Annotated in this window: 17 protein-coding genes; 6 read left to right on the top strand and 11 right to left on the bottom strand. The window is 74.0% G+C overall.

The genetic code is table 11. The features are described 5' to 3' along the window. Positions 1 to 223 precede the first annotated feature (223 nt). The 3 genes from ettA to ACFV6I_RS04025 all read left to right on the top strand — a co-directional run bounded on the left by ettA (position 224) and on the right by ACFV6I_RS04025 (position 3167). Entirely contained in the window at positions 224 to 1888 is a 1665-nt protein-coding gene (gene ettA, locus ACFV6I_RS04035; protein WP_079135893.1) for an energy-dependent translational throttle protein EttA, read from the top strand. Between the two features lie 109 nt (positions 1889 to 1997). Next, positions 1998 to 2441 (top strand): thioesterase family protein, encoded by a 444-nt coding sequence (locus ACFV6I_RS04030; protein WP_063349408.1) that lies wholly within the window; start codon positions 1998 to 2000, stop codon positions 2439 to 2441. A 33-nt stretch (positions 2442 to 2474) separates the two neighbouring features. Continuing rightward, positions 2475 to 3167: a hypothetical protein gene (locus ACFV6I_RS04025; protein WP_063349409.1), complete on the top strand. Its 693-nt coding sequence runs from the start codon at positions 2475 to 2477 to the stop codon at positions 3165 to 3167. A gap of 10 nt (positions 3168 to 3177) precedes the next feature. On the opposite strand, the gene ACFV6I_RS04020 is transcribed toward ACFV6I_RS04025, so the two are convergent. From ACFV6I_RS04020 to ACFV6I_RS03975, 10 genes are all read right to left on the bottom strand, one after another. Beyond that, positions 3178 to 3582, bottom strand: a complete 405-nt coding sequence (locus ACFV6I_RS04020) for a globin (protein WP_063351424.1) — start codon at positions 3580 to 3582, stop codon at positions 3178 to 3180. A 98-nt stretch (positions 3583 to 3680) separates the two neighbouring features. After that, positions 3681 to 4829, bottom strand: a complete 1149-nt coding sequence (locus tag ACFV6I_RS04015) for an ABC transporter permease (RefSeq protein WP_380337990.1) — start codon at positions 4827 to 4829, stop codon at positions 3681 to 3683. Next, a complete protein-coding gene (locus tag ACFV6I_RS04010) occupies positions 4826 to 5743 on the bottom strand; it encodes an ABC transporter ATP-binding protein (protein ID WP_363376284.1) in 918 nt (305 codons plus the stop codon). The genes ACFV6I_RS04015 and ACFV6I_RS04010 overlap by 4 nt, the downstream gene beginning before the upstream one ends. Before the next feature lie 144 nt (positions 5744 to 5887). Then, positions 5888 to 7096, bottom strand: coding sequence for an FHA domain-containing protein (locus ACFV6I_RS04005; RefSeq protein WP_380423505.1), 1209 nt, complete (start codon positions 7094 to 7096; stop codon positions 5888 to 5890). A 73-nt stretch (positions 7097 to 7169) separates the two neighbouring features. Next, positions 7170 to 8576, bottom strand: coding sequence for a VWA domain-containing protein (locus ACFV6I_RS04000; RefSeq protein ID WP_380423504.1), 1407 nt, complete (start codon positions 8574 to 8576; stop codon positions 7170 to 7172). Between the two features lie 122 nt (positions 8577 to 8698). Further along, positions 8699 to 10024, bottom strand: coding sequence for a protein phosphatase 2C domain-containing protein (locus tag ACFV6I_RS03995; RefSeq protein ID WP_380423503.1), 1326 nt, complete (start codon positions 10022 to 10024; stop codon positions 8699 to 8701). 3 nt (positions 10025 to 10027) lie between these two features. Then, on the bottom strand, positions 10028 to 12619 hold the full coding sequence (locus ACFV6I_RS03990; RefSeq protein ID WP_380423502.1) for a tetratricopeptide repeat protein: 2592 nt from the start codon (positions 12617 to 12619) through the stop codon (positions 10028 to 10030). A gap of 5 nt (positions 12620 to 12624) precedes the next feature. After that, positions 12625 to 13980: a hypothetical protein gene (locus tag ACFV6I_RS03985; protein ID WP_380379998.1), complete on the bottom strand. Its 1356-nt coding sequence runs from the start codon at positions 13978 to 13980 to the stop codon at positions 12625 to 12627. 192 nt (positions 13981 to 14172) lie between these two features. Then, positions 14173 to 15147: a transporter substrate-binding domain-containing protein gene (locus tag ACFV6I_RS03980; RefSeq protein ID WP_380423501.1), complete on the bottom strand. Its 975-nt coding sequence runs from the start codon at positions 15145 to 15147 to the stop codon at positions 14173 to 14175. Positions 15148 to 15163: 16 nt separating this feature from the next. Beyond that, positions 15164 to 16657, bottom strand: a complete 1494-nt coding sequence (locus ACFV6I_RS03975; protein WP_380423500.1) for a hypothetical protein — start codon at positions 16655 to 16657, stop codon at positions 15164 to 15166. 373 nt (positions 16658 to 17030) lie between these two features. Here ACFV6I_RS03975 and ACFV6I_RS03970 point away from each other — a divergent pair, with 373 nt between their 5' ends. Then, positions 17031 to 17606, top strand: coding sequence for a nucleosidase (locus ACFV6I_RS03970; RefSeq protein ID WP_244293463.1), 576 nt, complete (start codon positions 17031 to 17033; stop codon positions 17604 to 17606). A 79-nt stretch (positions 17607 to 17685) separates the two neighbouring features. Here the strand turns inward: ACFV6I_RS03970 and ACFV6I_RS03965 are convergent, their stop codons facing one another. Continuing rightward, entirely contained in the window at positions 17686 to 18606 is a 921-nt protein-coding gene (locus ACFV6I_RS03965; RefSeq protein ID WP_380423499.1) for a sigma-70 family RNA polymerase sigma factor, read from the bottom strand. Between the two features lie 147 nt (positions 18607 to 18753). Here ACFV6I_RS03965 and ACFV6I_RS03960 point away from each other — a divergent pair, with 147 nt between their 5' ends. Both ACFV6I_RS03960 and ACFV6I_RS03955 read left to right on the top strand, forming a co-directional pair. Then, on the top strand, positions 18754 to 19284 hold the full coding sequence (locus tag ACFV6I_RS03960; RefSeq protein ID WP_380423498.1) for a hypothetical protein: 531 nt from the start codon (positions 18754 to 18756) through the stop codon (positions 19282 to 19284). A 158-nt stretch (positions 19285 to 19442) separates the two neighbouring features. Continuing rightward, positions 19443 to 20258 (top strand): SDR family NAD(P)-dependent oxidoreductase, encoded by an 816-nt coding sequence (locus ACFV6I_RS03955; protein ID WP_380338039.1) that lies wholly within the window; start codon positions 19443 to 19445, stop codon positions 20256 to 20258. Positions 20259 to 20326: the final 68 nt, after the last annotated feature.

The following is a 20326-nucleotide window of genomic DNA, read 5'->3' as shown; positions in this document are numbered from 1 at the left end:
GCCGCAGCCCCCCCCCGGCGCGCCGGGGGGGGTCACCCTCGGAGCCCCGCCCCGCCCCCCCCCCCGCCCCCCCCCCGGGGGGGGGGCCCGGGGCCCTTCGCCGTTCAACGCCGCGCTGCGGATACCCCCGTGGGGCACACCGGGCGTTCGGGGCCCCCGGCCGGGTGCGGCACAATGGAAGGCTGCAAGCCGAATACTCCCGACGACGCCGGAGCGATCTCACGTGGCGGAATACATCTACACGATGCGCAAGGTGCGCAAGGCGCACGGAGACAAGGTCATCCTTGACGACGTGACGCTCAGCTTCCTCCCCGGGGCGAAGATCGGCGTCGTGGGCCCCAACGGCGCGGGCAAGTCCACCGTGCTGAAGATGATGGCCGGCCTGGAGCACCCCTCCAACGGCGACGCCTTCCTCTCGCCCGGTTTCACCGTCGGCATGCTGCTCCAGGAGCCGCCGCTCGACGAGACCAAGACCGTCCTGGAGAACGTCGAGGACGGCGTCAAGGAGATCAAGGGGAAGCTCAACCGCTTCAACGAGATCGCCGAGCTGATGGCGACCGACTACTCGGACGCCCTGCTGGACGAGATGGGCAAGCTCCAGGAGGACCTGGACCACGCCAACGCGTGGGACCTGGAGGCCCAGCTGGAGCAGGCCATGGACGCCCTGGGCTGCCCGCCCGGCGACTGGCCGGTCACCAAGCTCTCCGGTGGCGAGAAGCGCCGCGTGGCGCTCTGCAAGCTGCTGCTGGAGTCCCCCGACCTGCTGCTGCTCGACGAGCCCACCAACCACCTGGACGCCGAGTCGGTGAACTGGCTGGAGCAGCACCTGGCCAAGTACCCCGGCACCGTCGTCGCCGTCACCCACGACCGGTACTTCCTGGACAACGTGGCCGGCTGGATCCTGGAGCTCGACCGCGGCCGCGCCATCGGCTACGAGGGCAACTACTCCACCTACCTGGAGTCCAAGCAGTCCCGCCTCAAGGTCGAGGGCCAGAAGGACGCCAAGCGCGCCAAGCGGCTCCGCGAGGAGCTGGAGTGGGTCCGCTCCAACGCCAAGGGCCGCCAGGCGAAGTCCAAGGCCCGTCTGGCCCGCTACGAGGAGATGGCGGCCGAGGCGGACAAGATGCGGAAGCTGGACTTCGAGGAGATCCAGATCCCGCCGGGCCCGCGTCTGGGCAGCATCGTCATCGAGGTGGAGAACCTCTCCAAGGCCTTCGGCGAGAAGATCCTGATCGACGACCTCAGCTTCACCCTGCCGCGCAACGGCATCGTCGGCATCATCGGCCCCAACGGCGCCGGCAAGACCACGCTGTTCAAGATGCTCCAGGACATGGAGACCCCCGACTCCGGTGTGGTCAAGGTCGGCGAGACCGTCAAGATCAGCTACGTCGACCAGAGCCGCGCCAACATCGACCCGAAGAAGACCCTCTGGGAGGTCGTCTCCGACGGTCTGGACTGGATCAACGTCGGCCAGGTCGAGATGCCGTCCCGCGCCTACGTGTCGGCCTTCGGCTTCAAGGGCCCGGACCAGCAGAAGCCGGCCGGCGTGCTGTCCGGTGGTGAGCGCAACCGCCTGAACCTGGCGCTCACCCTCAAGCAGGGCGGCAACCTGCTGCTCCTCGACGAGCCCACCAACGACCTCGACGTCGAGACGCTCTCCTCGCTGGAGAACGCCCTGCTGGAGTTCCCCGGCTGCGCCGTGGTCATCTCCCACGACCGCTGGTTCCTGGACCGGGTGGCCACCCACATCCTCGCCTACGAGGGTGAGAGCAAGTGGTTCTGGTTCGAGGGCAACTTCGAGTCGTACGAGAAGAACAAGATCGAGCGGCTCGGCGCCGACGCGGCCCGCCCGCACCGGGCCACGTACAAGAAGCTGACCCGCGGCTGACACCCAGCCGTCACGGCGGCCCGGCAGACTGCCCCTCGGGGCGGCCTGCCGGCCGCCGGCCCGCCGCCACCGCACGGCGGCGGGCGACCGGACGTCGAGGAGAACACCTGTGGCCCGCCACATCTACGCCTGCCCGCTGCGCTGGTCCGACATGGACGCGTTCGGCCACGTCAACAACGTGGTCTTCCTGCGCTACCTGGAGGAGGCCCGGATCGACTTCATGTTCACCCAGGCCGCCGAGGCCGGGGCGGGGGAGTTCGCGGGCGGCTCGGTGGTGGCCCGCCACGAGATCGATTACAAGCGCCCGCTGGTGCACCGGCCGGAGCCGGTCACCGTCGAGACCAGGGTGACCCGCATCGGCGGCGCCTCGCTGACCGTGTCCTACGAGATCAAGGACGTCGCTGAGGACGGCACCGAGACGGTGTACGTCCAGGCGTCCACCGTGGTCGTGCCCTACGACCTGGCGGAGGGCCGGCCGCGCCGGATCTCGCCCGTGGAGCGGGAGTTCCTGTCCCGCTTCATGGACGAGGAGCCCGCCGTAGTCGCCGCCTGAGCACCCACCTCCGACGATTCGAGCTGACCCGCGTTGACCATCACCGCCCGCCTCGCCCTCACCGACGCCGGGGAGGCCGCCGACCTCTCCGCGTTCCTGCTGCGCCTGCTGCGCTTCGACAAGGCGGCGGCCGTCCGGTTGCAGGCGGTGGCCCCGGCCGGGGAGGACGGCGTGCTGGCGGTCTTCGGCCGGCTGCCGCTGGGCGGTTCGGGCGCGCTGGCGATCCGCACCGCCCGGCTGACCGGGCCGGCCGAGCCGACCGACCTGACGGTCTCGGCGGGCCAGTTGCTGGACGGCGTGGACGCCGGGACGGGTGCCGTCGCGCTGCCCGCCCCGGTGACCGGGCCGGCCTGGGCCGGGCTGCTGCCGCCGCGCACCGGCTGGCGGCCGGTCGGGGCGCCGCCGGCGGCCGAGGTGTACCCCGAACTGATGGCCGGGGTGCGGGAGTTCCGTGAGCGCAGCGAGGCCGTCCCGGCGCAGCACCGCGGCCGTGCGGTGCTGGACGCGCTGGCCGACGAGATCTGGTCCCGCCCGGTCTCCGTGCTGCCGGAGCTGCCGCTGCGGGCGGTGCACGCGGCGTACGTGATCGGCTTCCTGAAGCCCGGGGCCCCGCTCACCGTGCACCGGGCGGGCGGCTGGCTGCGGCTGAGCGCCCCGGCCGGCTCGGTGGCGGTCCGGACGGTGGCCGCACCCGGCGCGGGGTTGGGGCTCAGCCCGCTCCGCTGACCGGAGGGGATCAGCCCGGGGTGTTGATCATCGAGGCGGCGGCGTAGGTGAGGTAGTCCCAGAGCTGCCGCTCGGCCTCGGCGGGCAGGGCCAGGTCGTCCACGGCCGCCCGCATGTTCCTGAGCCAGGCGTCGTGCGCGGCGCGGTCGACCTTGAACGGCACGTGCCGCATCCGCAGCCGGGGGTGGCCGCGCTGCTCGCTGTAGGTGCGCGGGCCGCCCCAGTACTGCATCAGGAACAGGGTCATCCGCTCCTCGGCCGGGCCAAGGTCCTCCTCGGGGTACATCGGCCGGAGCAACTCGTCCTCGGCGATGCCCTGGTAGAACCGGTGGACCAGTCGCCGGAAGGTCGGTTCGCCGCCGACCTGGTCGAAGAAGGTCTCCTCGCTGAACGTTCCTCGCCGGATCTCTTTCACCCGACCATGGTCGCAGACGCCGACGGGGTCGTACACCGGGACCAAAGGCGTACGACCCCGCAGGGCGTGTGTCGGGGCTCAGGCGACCGGGGCGGCGGTCACACGTCCTCCCACTTGAACAGCTTCCAGGAGATGCCGGTCAGCACGGCCGCGAAGAGCAGCAGTCCGCCCATGGTGGGCAGGGCGTCCATGACGCCGCCGCCGCGGGTCAGTACCGACTGGGCGGCCGTCACCAGGTAGCGCAGCGGCATGACCTTGGAGATGGTCTCCAGCCAGCCGGGCGCGCTGTCCAGCGGGATGAACGCGCCGGACAGGAAGGACATCGGCAGCACGATGATCTGCGAGATGCCGTTGGCCGCCTCCTCGGTCTTGGCGACCGATCCGGCCAGCAGGCCGATCGACATGAAGGCGAGCGTCGCGCAGGCCACCAGCGGGATGACCAGCCACCAGTTGCCGGTGAGCTTGAGCCCGAAGAAGTTGGTGGCGACCGTCAGGAACACGGTGGTCTGGAGGAGCGAGGTCAGCAGCGAGACCAGGATCCTGGAGCTGATGACCGTGCCCGCACTCACCGGGGCCAGCCGCAGCCGGCGCAGCACCTTGCTCTTGCGCCACCCGACCAGGGTCAGTGCGGCACCGAACACCGCGCCGGTGGCGACGGCCCAGCCGAGCAGGCCGGGGGTGAGGAACTGGATCGGCTTGAGCGACTGGTCCTCGACCTGCTGGGCGTCCAGCACGTAGGCCGGCTTCTGGCCGGTGGCGGCCTGGTTGGCGCTCTGGACCACCGAGTTGACGATGCCCCGCAGCGCGCCGGCGCGGACGGTGTCGGCGGCGCTGAAGCGCAGCTCGACCTTGCCGTCCGGACCCTGCTCGATCATCGCGTCGAAGTCGCCCTTGCGGACCTTCTCCAGCGTGGCGGCCGCGTCGTCGGTCCTGGTGATGGTGAGGACCTTGTCCAGGTCGACCCGGCCCTCGCCCTGGATCGAGTCGAACAGCTTCACCGCGCCGACCTGCGCCACCTTGGCGTGCGGGCTGCTGGAGCCCTTGCCCACGGTGCCGAAGAACACCAGGAACACCAGCGGGAAGAGCAGGATGAAGAAGGTCGCGGTGCGGTCGCGCTTCATGCCGAGCAGCATCGCGCGGGACAGGCTCCAGAACGCGCTGACCCGCTCCCGCTCGGCGCTCGCGCCGCCGCTCGGACCGTCGCTCCGGGCGGGGGTCTTCGGCTCGGTGGACGTGCTGGCGGTCATGCGCGGTACTCCCGTCCGGTCAGCTGGAGGAAGACGTCCTCCAGGGTGGCGCCGCGCACTTCGAGGCCGCGCAGCGCGTTCTGCTCGGCCAGGACGCTCAGGACCGGGGCCGGGAGGCGGGTGGAGACGGAGAGCGAGACGCTGTCGTCCTCCAGGGCGGCGATGTCGGCGCCGGCCGCGGTGAGCAGGTCCCGGGCGCGCTCGACGGACAGCTGGCCGGACGCGACGCTGATCCGGACGGTGTCGTCGATCTCGCGGATCAGCGTCGCCGGGGCGCCGGTGTGCAGGATCTTCCCGTGGTCCATGATCGAGACCCGGTCGCAGAGCACCTCGGCCTCGTCCAGGTAGTGGGTGGTGAGGACGACCGTGCGGCCCTCGCCGTTGATGTCCCGCAGGAGGTCCCAGAGGTTGCGCCGGGCCTGCGGGTCGAGGCCGGTGGTGGGCTCGTCCAGGAAGACGATCTCCGGGTCGTGGGCCAGCGCGCAGGCGATCGACAGGCGCTGCGCCTGACCGCCCGACATCTGGTCGGTCATGACGTCGGCCTTGTCGGTCAGGCCGACCCGCTCCAGCATCGCGTCGGCCCGCTTGGGGCCGACCCCGTAGAACGACGCGAAGGTGCGGATGGTCTCCCGGGCCGTCAGTTTCCGGAAGAAGGCGGAGGCCTGGAACTGCACGCCGATGCGCGGCAGCAGTTTCGGATTGCGCGGCCAGGGAGCCATCCCCAGCAGCTCGACCCGGCCCTCGTCCGGCTTGCGGACGCCTTCCAGGATCTCCATCGTGGTGGTCTTCCCGGCGCCGTTGGGGCCCAGGATTCCGTAAAATTCGCCGGCCTCGACGGTGAGGGACACCCCGTCGACGGCCTGCACGTCCCCGTACCGCTGACGGATGCCGTCGGCGGATATAGCTGCAGTCATGTGGCCTGAGCCTAGGGCTTGCGGAGGGCCCTGTGCACGTCGGCGACGACGAAATTTGTGGATTGTCCGAGGGATCGGGAACAAGCCGGGCCGGGCGGAAGTTGAATCCCACCCGGCCCGGCCGGAGTTGTCGCCGACGGTCTTTCAGACGCGGTGCACCGTGATCGTCGTCCAGGCGCCGATGTGGATCCGGTCGCCGTCGTTCAGCGGCACGGCGGTGTGCGGGGCGATCGGCTCCGCGCCGCCGTTCACGGTGGTGCCGTTGGTCGAGTCCTGGTCCACCAACACCCAGCTGCCGTCCGCCTGTTCGGCGAGCAGCGCGTGCTGGTGCGAGGCGCCCGGGTCCTCCGGCGGCACCGACAGGTCGATCTCCGGCACGGTGCCGCGGTGCTGGCTGCGCCGCCCGATCCGCAGCTGGCCGCGGCCGGTCAGCGGGATGCGCCGCTCGGGGCAGTACGGCGGGAAGAACAGCCCGGCCGCCTCGGGGCCGCTGCGGGCCATCATCTCGGTGAAGTACTCGCGGTCGGCGGAGACCACCGCGATCCAGTTGGTCCGGAGCGGCTCCGCGGGGGCCGCCGACTGTGGCTGCTGAGGCTGGGGCTGCTGCTGATGCGGCGGGGCGAGGTGGAACGAGGTGCCGAAGTCGCCGCCGCGGTTGTTGGGGCCGGGGGGCTCGGCGTACACCGGGCCGGAGTCCTCGCGGACGGGGGCCTCGGGGAACGCCCCCTCCGGCGTGGGCCCCTCCGGCCCGTTGGCGGGCAAGGAGGGAGGGTAACCGTAGGTGTGCGCGGGCGCGGCGGCCTGCTGCGGGTGCTGGGTGTGCTGCGGCTGTGGCTGCTGCGGGACGGGCGGGCCGTACGGCGGTTGGCCGTACGGCGGCTGGGCGGCCGGCGCGCCGCCGTACGCCGCCGGGATGTTCAGCGGCTGCTGCGCCTGGCGGCGCGAGGGGGTGGAGAGCTCGTAGTCGTACCCGCACTCCTCGCAGAACCGTCCGGTCTGCGGGCTGCGGCAGATTGGGCAGACCGTCAGGCCCTCGGTCAGGTTGGGGTAGCCCTGGGCCGGTGGCGGCGGCATCGCGCCGGGCTGTGGCGGGACGTTCCCCGGCGGCACCGGCGGAGGCGACGGCGGCGCGCCGTAGGGCGTACCGAGGTGGTCCGGGTGCTGGGACTGCTCGAACGAGCCGGGCGCCTCGGGCGCCGGGTGGGAGCCGTACGCCCCCGGGTGGGTCCCGTGGGCCCCGTGGGCTCCCGGGTGGGCTCCGGGCGGCGGCGGGGCCGGCGGAGTCATCGGGAAGCCGCAGAAGTCGCACCAGTCCTCGGCCTGCGACTCGTGGCCCCTCGGGCAGATCGGCATCAGTTCCCCCTCACATCGAGCCGGCTTGGGGCGGCGTCGCACCGGGTCGTCGGCCCGGTCACGTCTTCAGCGGTCACTTCTTCACACGCACCGTCTTGGTCGACCGGGTCTCAAGGGTCATCGAGTCGGCCTCGCTCACGTTCTTACGGAACCGAACCGTACCCTCCTTCGGGTCCACCACGTCCACCACCTTCTGCAGCAGTTTGTAGGTGCCCTCGTTGCCGGTCGCGTGCGCGATCCGGACGGCGGCGCCCAGCTTGGAGGTGGCGGTGTCGACGTCCCCGGCCCGGTGGGCCTCCAGGCCCTCCTGGATGGAGGAGGCCAGCTCGGCCTGCCCGGTGTAGTGGGCGACCTGCGGGCTGATCCGGGTGGAGGAGGCCAGGTCGTCGGTCCACACCGCCTTGACCAGGCCCTGGGAGAGCACCTCGGGGGTGCCGCTGCCGACCTGCGGGGGCAGCACCAGGCTGATCCGGGCGGCGAGCATCTCGTTGCCGATGGAGGCGGCCGGGACCTCGACGCAGACGTGGTAGTCGCGGCTCTCGTCGCCCCAGGAGCCGGTGGGGTAGTCGCCGGCCCGGGGGCCGGCCTCCGCGCGCCGGGCGGTGAGGTCCTCGACCGCGGGGGCGACCTGCTTGACGAACTTGACCGCGGCGTTGGCCGGGGTCCAGATCCGCAGCGCGACGTCGGCGACCTGCTTGCCCATGGCGCCGGCCATCATCGAGCGGAAGTCCTCGGCCAGGCCGGAGGGTTCGGCGACGATGTCGACGGTGCCGAGCAGCGCCGAGGAGATCTTGCGCAGCTCGTCGATCCGCCAGTCGGTGCCGACGCCGCGGCAGTCGGCGGTGAAGTGGCCGGTGACCCGCTCGATGGCGCGTTCCAGGTCGACTGCCGACTCGTGCTCGTTGTTGCCGTCGGTGAGCAGGACGGCGTGCCGGATGGCGATGTCGCGGCGGGTCAGGAAGAGCTTGTCGGCCTTGGCCAGCCAGGTGCCCATCGCGGTGCCGCCGGCGGCGGTGAGGCGGCGCAGGGACTCCTTGGCGTGGCCGCGGGTGGTGGCGGAGGCGGTGGCGAGGGTGCCGTCGCCGGGGTAGATGTCGCGGGCCTCGTGGGTGCCGGCGACCACGGCGAAGGCGGTGCCGTCGCGCAGCGCGTCGATGGCGGCGGCGGTGGCCTCGCGGGCGCCGTTGATCTTGGTCTTGGGGTAGTCCATCGAGCCCGAGCAGTCCACCAGGATCACCACGGCCGCGGCGGTGTCGGCGCTCTGCGGGCCGCCCGCGCCGGGGGTTGGCGGGCGGGGGGGCGCGGCGGGGGGGCGGCCGCGGCGCCCGGCCCCCCCCCCCCCCCCCCCGCCGGAGGTGCCGCCGCCGGTCGCGGTGACCGTGACGATGGCGTTGACCTCGCGGGCGCCGTCGGCAAGGTACTCGTTCTGGAAGATCTCCACGTCGAACCTGGGCAGGTTCGGCTTCGCCAGTGTTGCCATGGGCCGGTGGCTCCCGTCGGAAGGGTCGTCGGTACGGATCGGGCGGTGGGGGCCGGCCGCGTCGGGGGCGGGCCGGCGGACCGGGTGGCCGCCGGGGTCGGCCCCGGGCGGGCGGCGTCCGGTCAGGCCGTCGGCGGGTGCGGCGGCTGCGGGGGGACGGCGGGTGCGGTCGGCGGTGCGGCGGGCGGTGCGGGCGGTGCCGGCGGGGCGGTGGGGGGCAGCGGGGCGGCGGGGGAGCCGATCACCGGGAGGTCCGGCAGGGTCGGCTCGTAGTCCTCGTCCTCCTCGGCGGCCCTCCTGGCACCCGCCGCGGTGATCAGCGGCAGGTCGAGCGCGGTGGCGGTCCGGGGGTCGTCCTCGTCCTCGCCCTGGTCCTCGGCACCGGCACCGGCGCCCGCGGCCGGCGGGTCGATCGGCAGGACGGCGACGGTGATGTTGTCGTGGCCGCCGGCGGCGACCGCGAACTTCACCAGGGTCTGCGCCGCCGCGAGCGGTTCGGTGCGGGCGTCCGGCCGGACGTAGTACGCCAGGTCGGTGGCGGCCTCGGCGTAGTTCCACAGTCCGTCGGTGCAGATCAGCAGCACCCCGGGGACGTGCGGCGTGAAGTCGAGGGTGTGCGGGACGACCTCCTCGGCGTCGGCGCCGAGCCACCCGGTGATCGCGTGGGCGCGCGGGTCGGCGTACGCCTCGGCCTCGCTCATCAGCCCGGCCTCGACCATCCGGGCCGCCCAGGAGTCGTCCTGGGTGAGCCGGAAGGGCTCGGCGCCGGCGCGGTCGTCCGGGATCCAGTAGGCGCGGGTGTCGCCGACCCAGCCGATGGTGATCCGGCCGCCGGAGGCTATGGCGCTGACGTAGGTGCAGGCGGGTGCGTTGACGTCGGGCCGGGTGGGCCCGGGGCCGGCCTGGGCGAGGTCGGCGACGGCCCCGGCGGCGTCGGCGATGGCCTGGCGCATGGCGGCGGTGGGTTCGCGGCCCGCCTCCAGGGCGCTCAGCAGCGACTCGGAGGCGGCGTCGACGGCGGTCTCGGAGGCCTCGTCCGGCCGGTCGGAGGAGGAGACGCCGTCGCAGACCACGGCGACCACGACGGGCTCGCCGCCGGGCAGCGAGGTGGCGGCGATGGTGAAGGAGTCCTCGTTGCGGTGGTGGCGCAGGCCGCGGTCGCTGACCCCGGCGACGCCCGCGAGGGACTTCTCCATGTGGTCGCGCGGGCGCGGCTGGGCGCCGCCGCAGGCCTCGCAGTAGCCGTCCGCGGTGACCTGCGGCAGCCCGCAGTGCGCGCAGACCGGCCCGTGCTGGGGCGGGGCGCCCTCGGCCCGGGCGGCGGCCCAGTTCGCGGGCATCGCGCCCGGGGCGGCCCGGCCGTCCCGGCTGGCGCCGCAGGCGCCGCAGTAGGCGTCCTCCGGCTCCAGCGGTTCGGAACAGCTCGGGCACACGGTCTGCTGCGGCATCGGCTACACCCACGTCCTGGGGCGGGCGCGGTTGGCCCGCTCCACCATTTCGATCCTGGTCTCGGCCCGGTCGGCCAACCGGGCGAGTACCCGGTAGGACTGTTCCAGGGCGAAGCGCAGTTCCCGCTCCACCGCAGGTCGTCCCAGGACCGTGGTGCCGCCGCCCTGCTGGGCGCCGGTCGAGCCCGCGGTGACCCAGCCGAGGGCGGCGCCGAGCAGTTCGACGGCCAGTTCCTCGCGGCGGCGGTCGTCCAGGCGCAGCGCGGTCAGCTGGTCGGAGCTGGCGCCGAGGTCGGCGGCGAGCGGGTCGGTGGCGGGCCGTTCGCGCAGCCGGGCGCGGACGGCCGCGATCCGGGCGGCGGTGTACTGGTTGGAGGTGGCCGGGACGGACTCCAGGACGCGGACGGCGCCGGGCCGGTCGTCCTCGGCGAGCCGGACCCGGGCGAGCCCGAAGGCGGCGCTGAGGTAGGCCGGGTCGGTGGTCCAGACGAGTCGGTAGAACTCGGCGGCGTCGCCGCCGTCGCCGAGGAGTTCGGCGCAGATGGCGAGGGCCAGCTTGGGGGCGGCCTCGCCGGGGAAGGCGTCGTAGACCGCGTCGAAGGCCTCGGCGGCGGCGCGCAGCCCGGCCTCGTCGGGCGAAGCCGGGCCGTCCGGGCCGCCCGCGGCGCCGACCAGGGCGACCGAGCTGCCAGGGCTGTCCGGCCCGTCCGGTCCGTCCGGCCCGTGCACGGCGCCGACCAGGGCGACCAGGCCGCGGTACCAGACGACCCGCCAGTCGTCCGGGTACTCCCGCTCCAGGGCGGCGAGGGCCTCCTCGGCGGCGGCGCGGTGGCCGAGTTCGAGGTGGGCGCGCAGTTCGCGCAGCCGCCGTTCGATGGAGAGGGCGGGCGCGCCGGCCAGGGCGGCGAGCGCCTCCTCGGGGTCGGTGGCGAGCAGGGTGGCGAGGAAGCCGGCGTTGGGGTCGCCGGGGTCGACGCGCGGGACGGGCAGTGCGAGGGCGGCGGCGGCCGGGTCGAGGGCGGTCACCAGGAGCTGTCCGGGCTGCTCGGTGGGCATGACCAACTCGGTGTCCACGACGCGTAGTTCGGGCCCGAAGAGGGTGGACAGGGCGGGCCGGGCCCGGCCGTCCTGGAGGGCGAGTATCTCGCGCAGCACGCCGGTGAGCTGGTCGGCCATCTCATCGGCGGAGGAGAACCGGCGGGCCGGGTCCGGGTCGGTGGCGCGGACCAGGAAGCGGTAGTACGACTCGTAGCGGGCGAAGACCTCGACGTCCTCGGGGCCGGGCAGGGTGTCCCGGTAGGTGGTGCTGTAGCCCTGGAAGTCGAAGGTGAGCACCGCGAGGGTGCGGGCCACGGTGTAGAGGTCGGAGGCGGGGGAGGGGCCGTGGGTGGCGATCTCGGGGGCCTGGTAGCCGACGGTGCCGTAGATCGGGCCGTCGTGGTCGAGGCGGCAGACGGCGCCCATGTCGATGATCTTGAGCGCGTCGCCGCTCTGGATCACGTTGTCGATCTTGAAGTCGCAGTAGATCAGGCCCCGGCCGTGCAGGTACCCGAGTGCGGGCAGTGCCTCCAGCGCGTACGCGATCGCCTGCTCGACGGGCAGCGGCTCGCGCCGGCCGTCCGGGGTGCGGCGGTCGTTGGCGATGTCCTTGAGCGACTTGCCGCCGACGTACTCCATCACGATGTAGCCGTCGGTGGAGCCGGAGCCCAGGTCCAGGTGCTCGGCGAAGTTGATGATCCGGACGATGTTCGGGTGGTCCACCTCGGCCAGGAAGCGGCGCTCGGCGACGGCCACGGCGAGCGCGTCCTCGTCCCCGGTGTCCAGCAGGCCCTTCAGGACCACCCACTTGTCGTTGACCCGCCGGTCGATCGCCAGGTAGATCCAGCCGAGGCCGCCGTGCGCCAGGCAGCCCACCACCTCGTACTGCCCGCCGACCAGGTCGCCGCGGCGCAGCTTGGGCGTGAACGAGTACGGCGTGCCGCACTTGGTGCAGAAGCCGTCCGGGCGGCCCGGCCGGCCGTTCTTCTCCCGGCCCACCGGGGTCTCGCACTTGGAGCAGAACCGCTTGCGCTCCGGGACCTCCGGGTTCTCCAGCACCGCCAGCGACGGGTCGGCCGTCTCGACGGTCGGCACCGTCACCAGGCCGGCGCCCAGCCGGTTGCGGGTGCCCGCGCTGACGCTGCCGCGGGTGCTGCGCACCGAGACCGAGCGGCTGCTGCCGGTGCGGGTCGAGCGGTGCGAGCGGGAGCGGCCGGACATCGAGCGGGCCGAGCCGGTGCGGGTCGAGCGGATCGAGCCGCTGCGCGCCGAGTCGGTGGAGACCCGGGAGGACGGGACGTAGGGCTGGGTGACGCCGGTGTCGCCGCCGGGCGGGGTGAGGCCGCACTCGTCGCAGTAGCCGTCGGCGTCGATGGCGCCTGAACAGTCCCGGGGGCAGGGCGCGCCGGGGCCGGCGGCCGGCGGGGCGCCGGTGGCCGCCGTCGAAGCTGCCACGGTGCCGCCGCCCGCCGGGGCGAGCCCGCACTCGTCGCAGTAGCCGTCCGCGTCGATCCTGCCGTTGCCGGAGCACTCCGGCCGTACGCACGTCCCGCCCATCAACCTCAGCCCCCCTGGACCTGTCCGTCGACCGGCGTCTGGCCGGTCGTCTCCTGTGCGGCCTCGGCCTGCGCCGGCCGCAGCGACTGCTGGAAGCGGGCCACCGCGGCGGCCGCCGCCCGCAGGTCGCAGGGCGCGCTCCACAGCAGCCAGCGCGCCTTCTCGTACCGCTCGATCACTTCCGGGTCCTCGGAGACCCGCAGCCGGGCGGCCATCGCCTTGTAGGCGTCCAGCCGGCCGCGCAGTTCGGCGCGGACGGCCAGCGGCTGGGTCACCTCGGTGAGCGACTGCCGGGCCCGGGCCAGCTCCTTGGCGGCGGCGTCCTCCAGCGTGTCCAGCAGCGGCGCCAGCCGGCCCCACTGCCCGCCCTGGCGCAACTCCAGTGCCGTCACGATCCGTTCGCGCAGCGCCGAGGCCGGCCCGGGCACCGCCGGGACGTCGCTGGAGGCTATCTTCGCCAGCACCTCGCCGCGCGCCCGGCGGGCCTCGGCCAGGGTGGCGTCGGCCCGCTGGAGCAGGTCGCCGACGCCCTGGAGGCGCTCCTCGGCGTCGTCGCGCAGCCGCAGGAGGTTCTCCAGTTCCACCCGGACGCCGTCCAGCGCCCGCCCGGCCCGGTCGAACCGCTCGGTGTCCACCACCCCGGCGGGGGTGGCGAAGGCGCCGCCCTCCGGCACGGTGCCGCGCTGGGCGGGCACCCGGGCCGGGCGCCACAGCGCCAGCGGGTCCTCGCGCACCTCGGCGCGCAGCCCGGTGAGGTCGGCGTCCAGCCCGGCCAGGTCGTCGGCGAGCGGGTGGTTGCCGGCCCGCACGCCGAGCGAGGCGGCGAGGTTGCCCACCCGGTGGAGTTCGGCCAGCAGCAGGTCGATCCGGGCCGGCAGCGCCGACCAGACCGCGTCGGCGGCGCTGACCACCTCCAGCACGGTGGCGTACCAGGAGTTCATCCGGGTCATCAGCGCGTCCAGGCTGATCCGCTCGACCAGCCGGGCGGGCGCGCCGAGCAGTTGCGGGCCGTCCGGCAGCGCGCCGCCGGGGACGGTCACCGCGTCGCCGGTGAGCAGTTCGCTCAGCTCGGCGAGTTCGGGCGCGCCGGGCTTGGCCTTGCGGGCCCGTACCGCGCGCGCCGAGGCCAGTGCCTCCGCGTAGCGGTCGAACAGGGCCCAGAGCAGTGGCAGGCCCTTCCCGGCGACGGACCAGCGCTCCAGCGTGCGTCCGGTCAGTTCGGCGCCGTCGAGCAGCCGCAGGCCCGGATGGTCCTGGAGGGCGAGCAGCGCGGACTCGACCGCGTCCCGCTCCGCGCCGAGGCGCGCCAGCGCGCGGTCCACCTCCTCCCGGTTCAGTACCGGGCCAGCCGAAGCCGCCAACGCCGTGTCCTTCCTTCCTCGCGTGCGATCCCGACGTACCTGACGTGCGATCCCACGACAACCCCCGTGCCCACCACCGGTCTCCCCGTGGTGATCGTCCCGAACCCTAGCCGGTGGCCGTTCGGGCGGAGCGGGCGGTGGGCGTCAAGACCGCGTCAACGGCCTGCTGACGCGCGTGCGCCGCCCGGTGCGTCAGCGGGCCGGCCAGTACAGGCCGGGGTCCTTGGAGTTCTCGGGCAGATAGGGCTGGACCCACCGCTCGAACGACTTCTGCCAGCCCTTGTCCTTGTCCGTGTAGTAGTCGGAGATCACCTGGTTGACCCGGGCGGTGAGGTCGGTGCTGTTCTGGCGCATCGCGACACCGATCGTCTCCGGCTGTTCGAAGCCGTCCACCACCTTCACCGTCTGGTCCTGCGCGGCCTGGCCGACCGCCAGTTCGTCGTCGGTCATGGTGGCGTCGACCTTGCCGAGCTGCATGCGGACCAGGCAGTCGAGCTGGTTGGTCACCAGGACGAGCTGCTTGGCGCTCTTCTTCGCGTTCAGCACGTCCTTGGCGACCGAGCCGTCCGCGGCGCAGACCGTCCTGCCGCCGATCGCCTCGTCGAGGTTCTTGGCGGTGGACGACCGGGGCACCAGGACCCGTTGCTTGATGTTGAAGTACGATCGGGAGAAGGCGACCTTCTTCAGGTTGGCGCAGCTGATCGTCATGGTGCGGACGATCAGGTCAACCTGGTTGCCCGTGAGGGCGTCGACCCGGCCGGCGGTCGACACCGGCTTGAGCACCACCTTGGCCGGGTCGCCCATGACGGCCGCGCCGATCGCCCTCGCGAGGTCGATGTCGAAGCCTTCGAGCTCACCGGTGTTCGGGTTGCGGGCGCCCCAGCGGTAGCTGTTCTGGTCCACGCCGATGATCAGGGTGCCCTTGGCCTTGATGGCCTTCACCGCCGTGCCGTCCACGGTGCTCGGCGGCACGGTGCTGGTCAGGTCGCAGGACTCGGCCTCTTCCTGCCCGGCCTGTTCCTGCCCGGTCGACCGGACGGCCTGCGGTGCGCCCGTGGCGGCCGCGGGCACGGCGCCGGACGGCCCGCCCCCGCCGAGCACGGCCGCACCGGCGGCCAGCAGCGCCAGCGCGGCGGCCGGCCTGGTGCCTGCGGTTCTCCTGCGCATGTGTCCGTTCCCCCCTCTACCGGTACTCGGCCAGTCGACGGCCCAGGCCGCGCAGCGCGGCGGCCGCGGCCACCACGCCGAGCAGCGCGGCCGCGAGGGCGGCGAGCCGGAGGTCGCCCTCGGTGCCCTTGGCGGAGCGCTCGAAGTGGTCCTGCTCGGTGGTGGCGGCCTGGTCGAGCGCCCGGTCGGTGGCCTTGAAGGCGCCGTCCGCGGTGTTCGCCTCGGCGGCCGGGTCCGCCGTCACGGTCGCCTGCAGCGCGCCCTGGTAGTCGGCCTGCTGGGTCTCCAGGGTGTGCGCCGCGTCGTGCCGGGTGCGCCACGTCTCGTACTGCCGGTCGGCCTCGCCGATCTGCTGCCGGGCGTCTGCGGGGGCCAGGTCGAGGGCCTGGCGCAGCGAGCCGGAGTGCTGCTCCATCGGGACGTTCGCCGGCTCGCCCCCGGCGAGCTGCTGGGTGATCGCCTTCCACTGGTCCGCGTACGCGGTGGTGGAGCCGCGGGCGACGAGGTTCAGGTTCTCCGCCAGCCGGGCGGAAAGCACCTGCACCCGGGCGGTGTTGAGTGCCCGCAGCGGCTGCGCGCCCTGCTTCCAGCTCTGCTGGAGCGCGGCGTTGGTGGTCAGGCCGGTGACGGCCAGCCAGAGCGCCCCGGCCAGGACGGCGGCGGTGGCCCCGAGCAGGCCGGGGTTGAACACCCGGTTGGTGCGGCGGAACAGCGTCAGCTGCACCCAGACCAGCGCGCCGAGGGTGAGCACCCCCAGGCCGTACGCGGCCCACGGGCTGGACTTCGCCTCGGCGTAGTCCTTGTCCAGCTCGTCGTTCTCGATGGCGGTCAGCTCGGCGGCGCGCGGCAGCAGGGTGCCCTGCATCTGCTCGGAGGCGTACCGCAGGTAGGCGCCGCCGAGCGGCAGGCCCAGCCGGTTGTTCGCCCGCGCGGTCTCCACCAGGCCGGCGTAGACGGGGAGTTGCTTGTTCAGCTCGGTGAGCTTCTGGTAGGCGGGGGAGCCGACGGTGGTCTGCGCGGCGGCCTTGGTGATCAGGTCGGTGGCCGCGGCCAGATCGCCCTCGTAGTCGCCGCGGACGGCCTTCGTCTCCGCCCCGGCGAGCAGGAAGCGGGTGGCCGCGGTGGTGTCGGCGTGGGCCAGCAGGCGGTGGATGTCGGCCGCGTCCTTGCTCAGCGGCTGGCTGTGCTGGACCACCCGGTTGGCGGCCTCCGCCTTGGTCTCCAACTGCCAGGCGGTCAGCGCGCCGAAGGCCACCGTCAGCACCGCGAGCACAGCCCCGGCCAGCCGCAGCCGGCCCGGCGCCGTCCGGGTGGCGTTCGCCAGCCGGGCCCGCAGACCGGACAGGCCGCGCGGCGCGGGCCCGGCCGGCGGCCGCCGGGCGGGCGCGGCGCCGGGTCTGGACGCCGGGACGCCCCGGACACCCGACACGGCCGGTGCCGTGCCCGGCGGGCCGCTCGGCCGTGCCGGGACCACGGCGCCCGGTGCGCCGTTACCTACTGGTGTTGCCACCCGCCTCATCCTCCCCAGGGGTCGGGCCCGCTGTCCGGGGCCCGGCCGATGCCAGCAGTATGGCCGTGACTCCCCCTGGCCACACCCGAATTGCGCCGATCTTGAGCTTGCCCTGCACGCGCGGCGCACGCCTCCCGCACGCCCCCGGGGCCCCGCTGCCCGGCGGCCGGCGGTGAACCGTCCGACGCGGGATGCACCCTATGCGGTTCCTCCGACAAGCCGGAGCGGCGAGGTCCGGTTGCGGCGGCGGCACGCGGCGAGTCGAGGACGGACCCCGGGGCCGGCTGCGGGGGGCGATCCCGCCGTGACGCCACCGTTCCCGGCGCGGTCGGTGCACCTGGTTTCGGCGGACACCCTCCGTACGATGGGCAGCATGCGCCTGCTTGGAACGATCACGCCCGACCGCCCGCTGCTCGTCGTCGCCGTGCGCGAGGAAGCCGCCCACCTCGACGACCGGCTGCCCGTCCTGCTCACCGGAATAGGGAAGATCAACGCCACCGCCGCGCTGGCCACCGTCCTCGCCCAGGGCGAGAAGCCGTCCGAGGTGATCAACCTCGGCACGGCCGGCGCGCTGCGCCCCGGCTGGGAGGGCACCCACCACGTCGTCCAGGTCATCCAGCACGACCTCGACACCCCGGCCCTGCTGGCGCTCACCGGCCGCAGCTACGGCGCCCCGCTGGTGGTCGGCAAGGGCGACGGGCCGGTGCTGGCCACCGGCGACCTCTTCGTCTCCGACCCGGCGGCCCGCGACCGGCTCGCCGAGCACGCCGACCTGGTCGACATGGAGGGCTACGCCGTCGCCGCCGTCGCCCACCGCTTCGGGGTGCCGGTGCGCCTGGTCAAGCACGTCAGCGACGAGGCCGGCGAGGGCGCGAGCCACACCTGGCGCGAGTCGGTCGACGCGTGCGCCCGCCACCTCGCCGACTGGGTCGTCGCACAGGGCTGGTGACGGCGCGTCCCGAGGCCGCGCGGCGCCGACCGGCGCGGGCGGGTGAGAGGGCGGCCGGCCTCCCTCTCGCCCGCCGCGTTCAGTCGCGGAACGCCGAGAGGTCCAGCGCCGCCAGCCGCTCCGGATCGGTGAGCACCTCGATCGCCGCGATCGCGCCGTCCACCACGGTGAACGCCATGACCGACAGTGGCCGGCCGCCCTCGCCGATCGCCACCGCGCCCGCGGCGCCGTTGACCAGCGCCGGGCGGGCGAACGGCGACAGCCCGCCCCACAGCACCGGCTGGTCGGCCACCGCGGCCGCGCCCGTCAGCACCACCGGGTGCCGGGCCCGCACCGCGCCGCCGTCCGAGCGCAGCACCACGCCCGGGGCGAGCACGGCCACCAGCGCGCCCAGGTCGCCGGCGCGGGCGGCCGCGAAGAAGGCGTCCACGGCAACCCGCTGACGGCCCGGGTCCGGGTCGGGCGCCGGCGCCTGGTCCTGAACCCGGCGGCGGGCCCGGTCGGCCAGCTGGCGGGTCGCGGCCGCCGTCCGCTCGATCAGCGGGGCGATCTCGGCGAACGGCACCGCGAACAGGTCGTGCAGCACGAAGGCGATCCGCTCGGCCGGGGCCAGCGACTCCAGCACCACCATCAGCGCCAGGCCCACCGAGTCCCCGAGCAGCACCTCCTGCCCGGGGTCGGTCACCCCCTCGCGCCGCAGCAGCGGGTCCGGGATGCGCGCCGGGCCCGGCTCACCCGCCTCGGCCTCCGGCGGCTCCTCGCGGCGCAGCTCCCGGCCGCGCAGCAGGTTGAGGCAGACCCGCGAGACCACCGTGGTCAGCCAGCCGGGGAGGTTCTGCACGTCGGAGGTGTCGGTGCGGTCGTAGCGCAGCCAGGCCTCGTGGACGGCGTCCTCGGCCTCGCTCACCGAGCCGAGCATCCGGTACGCCACGGCCCGCAGCCGGGGCCGCTGCGCCTCGAACAGTGCGGCCCGCTCGTCCGGAGGTAATTTCTCGTCCACCGTGTCACATTCCTTCGCCGCTGGGGGTCAGAGCAACAGGAGCCACCCAACAACGGCTGCGCCGTAGAGATCAACTCCCCACCCGGGGCGAGTCGGAGACGACGGGTGGCGGGGTGGGTGTCACCAGGGCGTCCTAGGCTGGCGGCCATGCCGACGACCCCGCTGCTCGACGCGATCCGCGCCAACCCCGCCGCCCTCGACTTCCTGGCCTGGCCGGGCGACCTCAGCCTCGACCACTACCCGCACGTCGAGGAGGTGGTGCTCGCCTCCGGGGAGGCCCTGGAGCCGGTGGCCAAGGACGGCGCGGGCGGCACCTTCTTCCTGTGCGGGGAGGGCGGCGAGGAGCGTCCCGTCCTGTACGCCGACTCGGAGGGCGGCGCGGCGGTGCTGGCCGTCGGGCTGCCGGAGCTGGTCCGGCTGCTGCTGGCGGTGCCGTGGTGGCGGGACTGCCCGCGGCTGACGGTGGAGGAGAGCGCGGAGGCCGCCGACGAGTATCTGGAGGACGAGCCCGGCCTGTACGCGGAGCGGGACGCGGCCGCCGCCGCGCTCGGCCTCGAAGTCCCGGGCGTGGCTGCGGCGTTGGCCCGGCTGCGGGAGGTCGCGCTCGGTCTCGGGCCCGCGTACGTGCTGCTCAACGCCGAGGAGGGCGGCGCCTACGAGCCGCTGTTCCAGGCCTGAGCGGGTGGTCGAGTGGTTGGTCGTGTGGGTGGTCGTGCGTGCGGGCGGCATCAGCTCTCCGGCCCCGGGCATACATGAAGGGTTGTCCGGCATCGGGTCGTGACGGCGGGAGACCGGCCCCGGATCCGACCGGGGGCGGCACGAGGGAAGAGGCGATCGTGGGCGAACTGGACGGCAGGACGGCGCTGGTGACGGGCGGCTCGCGCGGGATCGGGCGGGCGGTGGCGCAGCGGCTCGCCGCCGACGGGGCACTGGTCGCGGTCCACTACGGCGGCAACGAGGCGGCCGCCGCGGAGACCGTGGAGCTGATCGCCAAGGCCGGCGGCCGGGCGTTCGCGGTGCGGGCCCGGTTCGGCGAGAGTGGTGCGCTGGACCAGCTGTTCGAGGGCCTCGCCGCCGGGCTGGCGGAGCACGGCGAGCAGGGTGGGGACGGCGAAGTCGGTGGGGACGGCGGGGCCGGCCTGGACATCCTGGTCAACAACGCGGGCATCCACCTGGCCGGGTCGATCGGGCAGCTCACGGAGGAGGAGTTCGACCGGTTGATGGCGATCAACGTGCGCACGCCGATCTTCGTGATCCAGCGGGCGATTCCGCTGCTGCGGGACGGCGGGCGGATCGTCAACGTGGCCTCGGCGGCCGCCCGGATCGGATCCCCGGTTCAGATCGGCTACACCGTCAGCAAGACGGCGCTGGTGGCCCTCGCCGCTCCGCTCGCCAACGAGCTCGGCCGGCGCGGGATCACCGTGAACACCGTCAACCCCGGGGTGATCCTGACCGACATGACGTCCCAGTGGACGGGCGTCCCCGAGGCGATGGCCGGGCTCGAATCGATCACCGCACTCGGCCGGATCGGCCAGCCGGAGGACGTCGCGGACGTGGTGGGCTTCCTGGCGGGCCCGCAGGGCCGCTGGGTGACCGGCCAGACCATCGACGCCTCCGGCGGCACCTACCTCGGCCCGATCCCGCCCGCGTGACCTGAGTAGGACCGACTCGGCCGGACAGGGCCGAGTGCCGAGAAGCCGACGGGGTGGCAGCCCTCAGC

The sequence above is a fragment of the Kitasatospora sp. NPDC059803 genome, assembly GCF_042732255.1.
Taxonomy (GTDB): Bacteria; Actinomycetota; Actinomycetes; order Streptomycetales; family Streptomycetaceae; genus Kitasatospora.
The sequence above is the reverse complement of the archived record's forward strand: the minus strand, read 5'-3'. Positions and strand labels throughout refer to the sequence as shown.